12 protein-coding genes are annotated in these 12,522 nt (G+C 52.2%); 1 reads left to right on the plus strand and 11 read right to left on the minus strand.

The genetic code is table 11. The features are described from left to right. Positions 1–137: 137 nt before the first annotated feature. From AB1I67_RS19325 to argC, 11 genes are all read right to left on the minus strand, one after another. Positions 138–1,061 carry a type II secretion system protein gene (locus AB1I67_RS19325; protein WP_367031760.1) on the minus strand — a complete coding sequence of 308 codons (924 nt, stop codon included), beginning with the start codon at positions 1,059–1,061 and terminating at the stop codon, positions 138–140. A gap of 10 nt (positions 1,062–1,071) precedes the next feature. Continuing rightward, a complete protein-coding gene (locus AB1I67_RS19330) occupies positions 1,072–1,803 on the minus strand; it encodes a hypothetical protein (RefSeq protein WP_367031761.1) in 732 nt (243 codons plus the stop codon). A gap of 98 nt (positions 1,804–1,901) precedes the next feature. Next, a complete protein-coding gene (locus AB1I67_RS19335; RefSeq protein ID WP_367031762.1) occupies positions 1,902–2,741 on the minus strand; it encodes a bifunctional 5,10-methylenetetrahydrofolate dehydrogenase/5,10-methenyltetrahydrofolate cyclohydrolase in 840 nt (279 codons plus the stop codon). Positions 2,742–2,763: 22 nt separating this feature from the next. Then, a complete protein-coding gene (locus tag AB1I67_RS19340) occupies positions 2,764–3,390 on the minus strand; it encodes a cyclodeaminase/cyclohydrolase family protein (protein WP_367031763.1) in 627 nt (208 codons plus the stop codon). A gap of 12 nt (positions 3,391–3,402) precedes the next feature. Then, a complete protein-coding gene (locus AB1I67_RS19345) occupies positions 3,403–4,824 on the minus strand; it encodes a glutamate synthase-related protein (protein WP_367031765.1) in 1,422 nt (473 codons plus the stop codon). Between the two features lie 247 nt (positions 4,825–5,071). Then, the gene (gene mscL, locus AB1I67_RS19350; protein WP_367031766.1) at positions 5,072–5,554 is read right to left on the minus strand and encodes a large conductance mechanosensitive channel protein MscL; all 483 of its coding nucleotides are present in this window, start codon (positions 5,552–5,554) and stop codon (positions 5,072–5,074) included. 69 nt (positions 5,555–5,623) lie between these two features. Then, the gene (locus AB1I67_RS19355; protein ID WP_367031767.1) at positions 5,624–6,886 is read right to left on the minus strand and encodes an aspartate aminotransferase family protein; all 1,263 of its coding nucleotides are present in this window, start codon (positions 6,884–6,886) and stop codon (positions 5,624–5,626) included. Positions 6,887–6,898: 12 nt separating this feature from the next. Beyond that, positions 6,899–7,804 carry an acetylglutamate kinase gene (argB, locus tag AB1I67_RS19360; RefSeq protein ID WP_367032667.1) on the minus strand — a complete coding sequence of 302 codons (906 nt, stop codon included), beginning with the start codon at positions 7,802–7,804 and terminating at the stop codon, positions 6,899–6,901. A gap of 80 nt (positions 7,805–7,884) precedes the next feature. Further along, on the minus strand, positions 7,885–9,108 hold the full coding sequence (gene argJ / locus AB1I67_RS19365; RefSeq protein WP_367031768.1) for a bifunctional glutamate N-acetyltransferase/amino-acid acetyltransferase ArgJ: 1,224 nt from the start codon (positions 9,106–9,108) through the stop codon (positions 7,885–7,887). A 36-nt stretch (positions 9,109–9,144) separates the two neighbouring features. Continuing rightward, entirely contained in the window at positions 9,145–9,609 is a 465-nt protein-coding gene (locus AB1I67_RS19370; RefSeq protein ID WP_367031770.1) for a GNAT family N-acetyltransferase, read from the minus strand. Positions 9,610–9,815: 206 nt separating this feature from the next. Beyond that, the gene (gene argC, locus AB1I67_RS19375; protein WP_367031771.1) at positions 9,816–10,856 is read right to left on the minus strand and encodes an N-acetyl-gamma-glutamyl-phosphate reductase; all 1,041 of its coding nucleotides are present in this window, start codon (positions 10,854–10,856) and stop codon (positions 9,816–9,818) included. Positions 10,857–11,167: 311 nt separating this feature from the next. Between argC and AB1I67_RS19380 the strand changes: the two genes are divergently transcribed. Then, positions 11,168–12,397, plus strand: a complete 1,230-nt coding sequence (locus AB1I67_RS19380; RefSeq protein WP_367031772.1) for an argininosuccinate synthase — start codon at positions 11,168–11,170, stop codon at positions 12,395–12,397. The last annotated feature ends 125 nt before the right edge of the window (positions 12,398–12,522 follow it).

Genomic DNA, 12,522 nt, shown 5'->3' on the forward strand with positions numbered 1-12,522 from the left:
TGGTTACATTTTGATCCAACAAAGAAGGAGGCTGTTATTTTCACAGACCTCCCACGACTTCCGGCTTTATATGGCTTTTACAGCCATGACGCAGTAATAGGGCAGGATTCCAATGAGTTCCACCCAACTGCTTACTTTTATTTATACGCGACCCACTGTGGATCGCTATTCAACGTATCTATATTAAAGCTTAAATCACTGACGGATGCAGAATCAATATTTCCATAGTTGTTATGATGGAAATAATACATTCCATTACAGTATACCATTGTAGCATTACCATTCCCTGTCCTGTTATCAGAAGTTATCATGATGACCACTTCACCGCCGTTCTTATCCTTGGCTATAATAGGCCGCCAGACAGCCTCCTTTGGGGTAAACTTATAGCCATCCGGGAACTTAAACTGATCCCAATCGACAGCAGGAAACTCTCCATACTTTTCAATGTATGCCACCTGCAACCTCTTTGTCGGATTATTATCCAACTCTGCTTGAGTGATCAGTCCCTTATATTTATCTTTCAGTTTTCCATTTTCATCTACAAAAAATTCTTTATCCCAGGCGTTCACATCATCTTTGATATCAGTTACCTGCTGATGATATCCTGGTGCATCATTTGCTGTACTGATTGATTCATCAATTTTATACACCGGATTACCGGTTGAATCATAAATAACGTATATGCCCTTTGAGCTCTTATATCTTAATTCTGTTACATTAGATGAATCAAGTAAGATTCTATTTATTCGTGCAATAGAGGAATCTCCTCCAACCCCTGCAATTTCCAAAACCGCTTTCTTTGTTTCCGCCCGATTCATTGTCTCCTGAAGGCCTTTGCCTGAATCTTTCGCATATTCTTCCGCCACCTGTCCCTGGGCCGCCATCACCACGCTCCGGCATTCCAAAATGGCATCCTGGTTCTTCGCCTTATCAATCCACCCAATCAAAGAAGGAACCATAATCGCTGCGAGAATTCCCAGTATCACCAGCACAACGATCAGCTCCACCAGTGTAAATCCTTTTTGGCTTATCCTTCTTGATTCTCTTGAGAGTCTATTCACAACTCTATCCTCACACTTCGTTCATCCATTTAAAACTAACCAGCCCGGGGATGATCCCCCCTGCCTGGTGCCATGCTTCCAGATCCAGCCAGGAGTATCCGCCCCAGGTGGACACTTTAACAATAACCTTTCCCGCCTGTTTTGTCAACATGGTTATTACAACCCAGTGCATTGAAAAGTGCGTCTGCATCCATTTGAAACCATCCGGCCGTTCTACCAGCTGCCGCTCATATCGCGGCTTTCTTCCGATCAGCATTGCCACCGGACAATCCCGCTCCAGGCTGTCTCTGATGAAGTCTGTCAGATCCGTCATGGAACGGCTGCTGCTTATCTTTACAGACTCCAGACGGATTCCACGGGACCGGGCAAAACGCTTCACCCCACAGGCGAAACGGCAGGGAGGCCAGACGCCCAGCCCCCAGCCAAAGCCTCTCCAGGGCGGATGTTTTTCTGACACAAACGGCACTTTCCACGGCTTCACCCATGCATAAAGTTCGCACATATGCGTCAAAAAATCTTCCTTCCGAATGGCAGAAATATCACCCGGCACATGGCACAACCCCTGCAGTCCCCTTTGCCGTCCTGCCAGATATGCGGTAATATCGGCTGCCGCTACGGTACCGCACCCGCTGTACTTTGCGACTGTAGTATCAAACCAGTCCTGGTCCCCGCCATAATAGACCTCATTCCCGTGTACGATCCGTAAAAATGTATTTTCTTTTTTCAAAGAAACTGTCCCCATCGCGTCCTCTCCAGTATCCGCCCGGCTGCCCTCCGCAGCTGCAGCGGCCGCACCGTTCCCGTCTCGTCAGCAACCACAGCCCGCTCACCCGGCGTCAGTCACATACCGCCCGCTGCCCGCACCAGGTGCTTTGCCAACACCGCTGTAGTCACTGCACCCACTCCTCCTGGAACCGGAGTCGCCATAGATGCGGTATCCTGTATGGTCTCAAAGTCCATGTCACCGCACAGCTTTCCGTTTTCATCCACATTGATCCCCACATCGATGACCACGGCATCCTGGCCCACATAGCTGCCGTCCAGCATCTTTGCCCGGCCTGCGGCGGCAACCAGGATCTCCGCATTGCGGCAGGTCTCTTTTAAATCCCGTGTGCGGGTATGGCAGATGGTGACTGTGGCATTTTCTTTCAGCATCAGCATGGACAGCGGCTTTCCCACCACCATGCTGCGTCCTACGATCGTCACGCGCTTCCCGGTGATCGGGATATCATTGGCTTTCAGCACCTCCACGACCGCCTCCGCCGTACACGGGGCAAAACCGGTGCTGTCGCCGGAAAACACCTTTGCAATGTTGGCGGGGGATATGCCGTCCAAGTCCTTTGACGGGTCGATCATCTGCTCAATATCCCGCTCACAGATCTGCTTGGGAAGCGGGCGCAGAAGCAGGATGCCGGTCACATCCGGGTCCTGGTTGATCTCTGCAAACGCCTCTTTAAACGCCTCGTCGCTGATATCGGCGGGATAAGCACAGGACTGTACCTGCAATCCGAAATTCTCCATCTTCTTTATAGCGCCGCGCTCATATGACATGTCGTCCGGATTCTCACCCACACGGACGATCGCCAGCTTCGGGACTCTGCCCTCCAGCCGCCCCAGCGCCTCCTGTACCTGTTCTTTGATCTTTGCAGAAACCTCTGCCCCTTTTAATACAACCATCATGATCCTCCTGTTTTCCCCATCTCTATTGGAGACGTGCAAGTACCTTCCCATAGATCTCATCTGCCTGGGCCGTGCCGGTCTCGATCAGCTTCCGGGCGCTTTCATTCAGCTCCTCTGCCTTTTCACGGTCCTTCATGGAACGCGTGTTGATATAAATATTCATGACCGCGCCGTTTAATGCGGCGCGTGCAAACTGAACCGCTACCCCCACATCAGATACTGCCATGCGGCTCCCCTTTTCCTCTAAAAGTCCCAGGATGTCCAGGACCGCCGATGCTTTCTCCATCATCTTAAGGGGCACCAGGCTGGCTGCCAGAAGATTCGCTTCCATGACCCGCTCTTTCTCCGCCTTCTGCTCCTCCGTCTCTGTCGGCATCCCGTATGATGCTGCCAGCGGCGCAAACACCTCCGCATCCTTGTCAGCCAGAGCCATCAGCTCCATCTGGAGGATATTGAGCGCAAACAAGCTTTGCTGCATCTCCTCCTCCACATCTGCATAACGTTTTTTCCCTACAGTCAGATTGGCTACCATCTGTCCCAGAGCAGCCGCCAGGGCGCCGCCCAAAGCGGAAGCCCCGCCGCCTCCGGGAACCGGCGCTTTAGACGCCAGAGTGTCCACCCACTGTCCTAATATCTCTTTCTCGATCATGTTCTTCTCCTTCTACGCATGAGGGATATTCGTATGGTCTGAAATCTCCCCGTTGACAGTACACAGATCGTCCACGCACAAATCATGCAGTTTGGCATGTCCGGTGATCCTTGCAAAGGTTTTAAGCTCCTCTAAGGAACAGTTCAGAAAATTGGCCACGCGGAGCGCCGCCGCATCCTGGTTCAGACGTTTCCTCAAAGCTTCATCCTGAGTGGCGATCCCTACCGGGCACCTTCCGCTGCCGCAGATCCGGTACTGCTGGCAGGCCGCCGCGATCAGGGCAGCTGACGCCACCGCCACCGCATCGGCTCCCATTGCGATCGCCTTGGCAAAATCAGAGGATACCCGCAGTCCGCCGGTAATGACCAGCTGGATGTCCGATCCCGCCTCATCCAGGTATTTCCTCGCACGGTAAAGGGCATAGACAGTCGGAACGCTGGTGGCATCCCGTACCAGCTTCGGGCTTGCCCCCGTAGCGCCGCCGCGCCCGTCAATGGTGATAAAATCCGGCTCTGCAAATACGCAGAACTCCAAATCCCGTTCAATCCGCCCTGCTGCGATCTTGATCCCGATCGGCCTGCCCTCTGAAGCCGCCCTTAGCTGGCTCACCAGATCACGCAGATCCTCTTTGGACTGTACTTCTGCAAATCTGGACGGGCTGATCACGTCCTTTCCCATAGGCTTGTTGCGGATACAGCTGATCTCCGGAGTCACCTTGCCGCCGGGCAGATGCCCGCCCATGCCGGGTTTGGTTCCCTGACCGATCTTGATCTCAATCGCATCCACATTCTTCAAGTTTTCCGGAGTCACGCTGTATTTGTTCGGAACATACTCAAATATGTATTTGCCCGCTGCTGCCATCTCCTCCGGCAGGATCCCGCCTTCACCGCTGCACATGGCGGAGCCTGCCATAGCTGTGCCTTTCGCCAGCGCGATCTTGGTCTCTTTTGACAGAGCGCCGAAGGACATATGAGACACATAAACCGGATTCTTCAGGACCATCGGCTTCCTGGCATGTTTCCCGATCACGGTGGTCGTGTCTACCTCGTCATGCTCCATCAGCGGCGGCGGATTCAGCTGCGCCCCCAAAATCAGGATGTCATCCCAGTCCGGCATGGGCATCCTGGTCCCCATGGCATCGATGATGCTCTTCCCGCTGACTGCCATCTGATGGATCTCAGACATATAGCGGCAGCTGTCATCCGCCCGTGCAAACTCCTCCGGGTAGTCCAGATCCTCCGGCTGTGAGTATTCCGTCCCGGCTCCAGCGGCTTCACTCCGGCTGTCATCCGCCCCCTCCACAGCTCCGGAAATCTTCTCAAACACGCTCACCGGCTGCATACACGCCGGGCATGCACCGGCTTCTTCAAGGGTTTTACCCTGCTTTTCCTCATCAAAAATGTATCCGCAGATCTTACATTTCCATATCGCCATAAACCTCTCCTTTCCACTGCGCGCTCAGGCGCCCAGTCCGCTCATTCACTGGTTTCAGTATAACACATCCCTGTCTGTTTTGAAATATTTTCCAAACACTCTTGTTTTTTTCATAAACCCGGCGGTTTCAGTGCAAAAAAACGGACAGGATTCTGTCTCCTGCCCGTTTGAACATACTACGCTATGTACCTGATTCTTTCTATAATTCTGTCTATGATTCTCTCTTTGATCCTGCTGTTAATTCTGCCTATGCTTCCGCCACAGGTTCTGCCGCTGCATCTGCCGCCGGCTCCACCGGAAGCTCGGACGTACAGTGCGCGCATCTGGTCGCGTCGATCGGGATCTCCGACTTACAGTAAGGACAGATCTTGGTGGTGGGCGCCGCCGGAGCTTCCTCTTTGGCGTTTAAATGAGCCAGCTTCACAGCCTCAGCCTCCATCGCGTTCATCGCCTTTACCATGCAGAAAATGATCAGCGCCATGATCAGGAAATTCACAACTGCCGTGATGAATTTGCCGTAGTTGAGTGTTACCTCACCAAAAATGTTCACAGAAAGCTGGTCAAAATTCATCCCGCCGAACAGTCCCAGTATCGGGGAAATGATATCCTCCGTCAGTGACGTCACAATGCTGGAAAACGCGCCGCCGATGATAACACCGACTGCCATATCCATCACGTTGCCGCGGCTGATAAACTCCCTGAATTCAGTGAAAAAACCTTTCTTTGCCATCCTGCATCCCCCTCTTTTGTAATAGTCTTACTAATATCTTTAAAAACTATTATAATACAGTCTGGCCATTTATTCAACTTCTGTAACTGCGCAAATGGCAGCCTCTAAACGGCAGGCCATCTCATCCACGTCTTCCCGGCTGATCACAAGCGGCGGCACAAACCGGATGATCTGAGCCCCGGCGCTGATCAGCACCAGCTTCTGCTCCAACAGCGCATTGGTGACAACCGGAGCCACCGGCCGGTCAAACTCCAGTCCCTGGATCAGTCCCCTGCCCCGATGAGCCGTAATACAGTCGTATTTATCCGGCAATCTGTCCAGCTTTTCCCACAGATATGAGCCGATTTCTTTTACGTGTCCTGTAATATGCTTCTCTTCAAACAAATCCAACACCTTTGACGCCGCGGCGCACACCAGCGGATTGCCTCCGTAGGTGGTGCCGTGATCGCCAGGTACCATGGCGGACGCCGCCTTGCCGCAGGCCAGGAATGCGCCGATCGGCACTCCGTTACCCAACGCCTTTGCAGATGTCATCACATCCGGCTTTACGCCGTATCCCTGCCAGGCAAACATCTCCCCGGTACGTCCCATTCCGCACTGGATCTCATCAAATATCAGCAGGGCGTCATGGTCATCACACAGCTTCCTCACCCCCTGGATGAATGCGTCCTCCGCCGGATAGATGCCGCCCTCGCCCTGGATGGTCTCCATCAGCACGGCGCAGGTCTTTTCGTCAAACAGCGACTTGACGCTCTCCAGATCGTTAAATTCTGCAAACCTGATATTGGGGATCAGCGGTGCAAACGGCTCCTGGTAGTGGTCGTTGCCCGTCACGGACAATGCCCCCAGGCTCCTTCCGTGAAAGGAATGCTTCATGGCAATGATCTCATAATCCGGCGCCATCCCCTTATCGTATGCGTAACGCTTCGCGATCTTTAAGGCTCCTTCTATGGCCTCAGTCCCGCTGTTGGTGAAGAAAACCTTATCCATTCCGGATGCCTTTAAAAGCTTCTCTCCCGCCTCCACAGCCGGCGCGTTGTAAAACAGATTGGAAATATGGTACAGCTTATCCACCTGCTCCTTGACGGCCTCATCCAGTTCCGGACATCCATACCCCAGTCCCATGACGGCGATCCCTGCGCCAAAATCCAGATATTCATTCCCATCCGTGTCATAGAGTCTTACGCCCTTCCCGTGGTCGAACACTACCGGGAAACGGTTGTAGGTTTTGTAAAGCACATGCTCTGCACGGTCTATGTACTGTGCCGTCTTGTTCTGTGCCGTCTTGTTCTGTCCGGTTCCATGCTGTTCTATTTCTTTTATCTGTTCCATCTCTATCCCCTTCTATTTTTCCGTCCCTGTTTCATCACGGTAGTAACGTTCTTCATCGGATTTGAAGATTGCGGTTCCGATCCCCCGGTTGGTAAATATCTCCAGCAGCAGGCAATGGGGAATCCGCCCGTCTGCAATATGTACGCGCGACACGCCGTTGTTCATGGCGTCAATGCAGTTCTGGAGCTTCGGCAGCATTCCTCCGCCCAGGCTTCCGCCCTCCACAAACTTCTGCGCCTCATCCACCGTCATCTCAGGGATCAGGGATTTCTTATCTGCAAAATCCCGGTACACCCCTTCCACATCCGTTAAAAATGCCAGCTTCTCCGCGTGGACTGCCTGGGCGATGGCGCAGGCTGCATCGTCCGCATTGATATTATAGCTTAAGAAATTGTCATCAAAACCGATGGGACAGATGATCGGCAGGAAATCCTTTTCCAGCAGGTCGTAGATGATCTGGGGATCCACCTTCTCAATTTCACCCACGTAGCCAATGTCCTCGCCTTTGGAATATTTCTTCCTGCATTTTAACATCATGCCGTCCTTGCCGCTGATGCCCACCGCCTTGACGCCCAGTTCATGGACCAGCTGCACCAGGCTTTTGTTGACCTTATTGAGCACCATCTCGGCGATCTCCATGGTCGGCTCGTCGGTGACCCGCAGGCCATTTACAAAATGCGGCTCCATGCCTACCTTGTTCACCCATTTGCTGATCTCTTTGCCCCCGCCATGGACGATGATCGGTTTGAATCCCACCAGCTTTAACAGCACCACATCCTGGATGACCTGGTGCTTTAAGTGATCGTCCACCATGGCGCTGCCGCCATATTTCACCACAATGATCTTCCGGTTGAATCTCTGGATATAAGGAAGTGCCTCGATCAGCACCTCCGCCTTCTGCATCTCATTCATTTCCATATTCATAATCTCGCTCCTCCACATTCCCTGTATTACTGCACATCATGACCGATGATCTGCCTCTGTCCCCGCTCAACACATCATGACCGGTAATCCGCATTGATCTTCACGTAATCTAATGTTAGATCGCAGCCCCACGCAGTTGCACAGGCATCGCCCATTTTCACATCGGCAATGGCTGTCACTTCCGGTTCGGAAAGGATCTTCGTCGCCTCCTCCTCGCTGTATGGAAGCGCCACGCCGTCTTTTATGATCTGCAGCTTTCCGGCTGCGCTCTCAAAGTACAGGTCCACCTGCTCCGGATCAAACTGCGCGCCGGAATAACCCATGGCGCAGAGAATCCTTCCCCAGTTGGCATCATGTCCGAATATCGCCGCTTTTGTCAGGCTGGAAGTAATGATGGATTTGGACAGGGTCACCGCCTGAGCCTTATCCTCAGCGCCTACCACCTTCACCTCAAAGAGCGCGGTACAGCCCTCGCCGTCCCCCGCCATCTTTTTTGCCAGGGTTTCATTGACGTAGTTGAGCGCTTTGCAGAACGCTTCATAGTCCTCATTCTTTTCTGTGATCTCCGGATTCCCCGCCATGCCGTTTGCAAGCAGCAGAACGGTATCGTTGGTAGAGGTATCACCGTCCACGGAGATCATATTGTAGGTGTCCTTGATATCTTCACTCAGCGCTTCCTGCAAAAGCTCTTTGGAGATCGCCAGGTCGGTTGTGACAAATGCAAGCATCGTGCACATGTTGGGATGGATCATTCCTGAGCCTTTGCACATACCGCCCACCGTCACGGTCTTTCCGCCGATCTCTACCTGTACAGCCGCTTCTTTTTTCTTTGTGTCCGTGGTCATGATCGCCTGGGCCGCTGACGTTCCGCTCTCCAGGCTGCCATCCAATGCCGGGACCATTGCCTGGATCCCCGCCTTCAGCTTATCCATAGGAAGCTGCATGCCAATGACTCCGGTGGAAGCCACTAAAACCGCCTGCTCCGGGATCCCCAGCTCTGCGCCTGCTGCCCTGGCAGTCTCCAGACAGTAACCATATCCTTCTGCGCCAGTGCAGGCATTGGCGATCCCCGCATTGATGACCACGCACTGGGCATAATCAGATTCTGTCACTATCTGCTTATCCCACTTGACGGGCGCGGCTTTTACCACATTGGTGGTAAATGTACCTGCCGCCCTGCAGGGCGTCTCACTGCAAATCAACGCCATATCCTTCCGGTCCTTATACTTGATCCCTGCCGCGGTGGATGCCGCTTTGAAACCTGCCGCTGCGGTCACGCCGCCCTCGATTATATTCATGTCATATTCCTCCCTACTGCATTTTCATTTTTATGATCACTTCACAAAGCTTGTGATATTTTCCTGGTTCAGGGTAAAATCGTAATAGTTTAGATCCTCCCGCTCGGTCCAGCCCAGGCCTTTCCAAAAAGCATTGCCCACAGCATTATCCTTAAAGGCGATCAGGCTTACCTTGCTGATGCCCTCCTTCTTAAGCGCACGCATGGCAAACTGCGCCATCCGGTCCCCGATCCCGTGCTGCCGGTAATCCTTCGCCACGCATACGTGGTAGAAGCAGCCGCGCCTGCCGTCATGCCCGCAGAGGATCGCTCCCACGATCCGCCCGTTCTGCACTGCCACCACACTGGTGGTCGGATTACGCTTCAGAAAGCGGGCCACTCCCTCCCTGGAGTCATCAATACTGCGGATCCCAAAGCCCTGGATACTCATCCACAGTGCATATACGCCGTCATAATCATCCAGAGTCATCTCCCGGATGATGATACTCATGGTCCCTCCCATTTTCAAATCCCTTTCTGGCTTTTTGTTATACAGCAGTCTGAAATAATATGTACAGCGACACAAGCAATCGGTACAGCACTAAAATTCCGAATATGCCCAGTATCGTATGGAGAAGGGTCATTTCTTCTGTTTCTGCCGCTTCCGTATATCCGTCCTGGTACTCCGCTCCACATTTGGGACATATCATCTGATCATTTCCATTCTCCTTACGGGAATACCGGAATCTGCTTAAGCCCCATATTCTCCGGCAGCCCAAACATCAGGTTCATGTTCTGCATGGCCTGGCCTGCGGCGCCCTTCACCATATTGTCGATAGCTCCCATCATAACGATGCGGTCCGTCCGCGGGTCGATCTGGAATGCTATATCAGCAAAGTTGCTGCCCTCTACCCAGCGGGTCTGCGGCACCATGCCGATATCCATCACCCGCACGAAATACTCCTCTTTATAATACTTATCATATACCGCCTTTACTTCCTCCGCGGTCACCTTTTTTGCAAGCTTCGCATACGCTGTCGCCAGAATCCCCCGGTTCATGGGGACCAGGTGGGGAGTAAAGCTGATCGTCACCGGTTTGCCCGCTGCATAGGACAGCTGCTCCTCAATCTCCGGTGTGTGGCGGTGACTTGCGACCCCGTACGGTTTCATGCTCTCGTTGACCTCACAATAAAGGCTTGGCACCTTGGCGCTCCTTCCTGCCCCCGAGGTACCGGACTTGGCGTCGATAATAATAGTATCCGTGTCGATCAGCCCTTCCTTCACCATAGGATAGAGGGTCAGAAAGGAGCAGGTCGGATAGCAGCCCGGATTGGCAATCAGCCTTGCCCCCCGGATCTCCTCCCGGTTCACCTCCGGCAGGCCATAGACGGCTTCCTCAATAAACTGCGGGGTCGGGTGCTTTAACTTGTACCACCGCTCATAAATATCAACATCCTTAATACGGAAATCCGCGCTTAAATCAATGATCTTTGTTTTTGACAGGATCTCCTCTGTCACCTGCGTGGCACAGAATCCCTGGGGCGTTGCCGTGAAGATCACATCCGCCAGATCTGCCAGCTTCGCCATATCATCATCGCTGCAAGCTGCATCCACCAGATGAGTGACATTTCTATAAATAGAAGCAAAATCCTCGCCCACATAACTTCTGGAACCGTACCACACGATCTCCACATCATCCCTCTGCAGCAGAAGCCGCACCAATTCCGCACCGGCATATCCAGTAGCTCCGATAATCCCAACCTTAATCATATGCATTTCCCTCTCATAATCATACATTTTGTGCTCTCTTTATTATAGTAATTTTCCGTCTATAAAGAAAGCCTTTTCCCAAATATTTCCGCCCCTTCCACCGTCCTGCGCAGCGTTCGGGCCGGACGCCTTTCGCGTTTCTCTCACGAGATTTCATAATTATACATTATATATGAATATTATGCAATATATTTTTAAAAAATTTCATTTTATACTTGCATTATCCAATAAATTGTTGTATATTTATGAAGTCAAATCAAACAAGAACATCCTATTTTAACGTTATTATAAGACTGAGGAGGATTATGAAGATGAAAGAGAAAGTTATTTTAGCCTATTCTGGAGGCCTGGATACCACAGCGATCATTCCGTGGCTGAAAGAAAATTTTGATTATGAAGTTGTCTGCTGCTGCATCGACTGCGGACAGGGCAGCGAACTGGACGGCCTGGAGGAGCGTGCAAAGCTTTCCGGCGCTTCCAAATTGTATATCGAAGATCTGGTGGACGATTTCTGCGACAATTATATCGTACCGTGCGTTCAGGCCAATGCAGTATACGAGAATAAGTATCTTCTCGGAACCTCCATGGCGCGCCCGGCGATCGCAAAACGTCTGGTTGAGATCGCCAGAAAAGAAGGCGCCACTGCTATCTGCCACGGCGCTACTGGAAAAGGGAACGACCAGATCCGTTTCGAGCTTGGTATCAAGGCTCTCGCTCCGGATTTAAAGATCATCGCTCCGTGGCGCATGACCGACGTATGGACCATGCAGTCCCGCGAAGATGAGATCGAGTACTGCAGGCAGCACGGCATCCATCTTCCGTTCTCCGCAGACAACAGCTACAGCCGCGACCGTAACCTGTGGCACATCAGCCATGAGGGCCTGGAACTGGAAGACCCGGCAAATGAGCCGAACTACGACCATCTGCTGGTGCTGGGCGTAAGTCCTGAGAAAGCGCCGGAGGAAGGCGAGTACATTACCATGACCTTTGAAAAAGGCGTGCCTGTAAGCGTCAACGGCGAGAGCATGAAGGTCTCCGACATTATCCGCAAGTTGAATGACCTGGGCGGCAAGCATGGGATCGGCATCGTGGACATTGTGGAGAACCGCGTTGTGGGCATGAAATCCCGCGGCGTATATGAGACCCCTGGCGGTACCATTCTGATGGAAGCACATCAGCAGCTGGAGGAACTGGTATTAGACCGCGCCACTATGGAGGTGAAAAAGGATATGGGCAACAAATTCGCCCAGATCGTATATGAGGGCAAGTGGTTTACCCCTCTGCGCGAAGCAGTCCAGGCATTTGTGGAGTCCACCCAGCAGTATGTGACCGGCGAAGTGAAATTCAAGCTGTACAAGGGCAATATCATCAAGGCCGGGACCACTTCCCCATATTCCTTATACAGCGAATCCCTGGCCTCCTTTACCACTGGCGATCTGTATGACCATCACGATGCAGACGGCTTCATCACTCTGTTCGGCCTGCCGCTCAAAGTCCGTGCAATGAAGATGGCGGAGCTTGAAAAACAGGAGCAGAAATAGAAGATAAACCATCCTGAACAGTTACAATACAATAAACAAAATACATATTGAAAACATGAAAATCGGCATGCAACCTATCCTTTGGTGTGCATGCCGATTTTATTGCTTTGTGTCTGCTATTTTTT

The organism is Clostridium sp. AN503 (assembly GCF_040719375.1).
Taxonomy (GTDB): Bacteria; Bacillota; Clostridia; order Lachnospirales; family Lachnospiraceae; genus Brotaphodocola.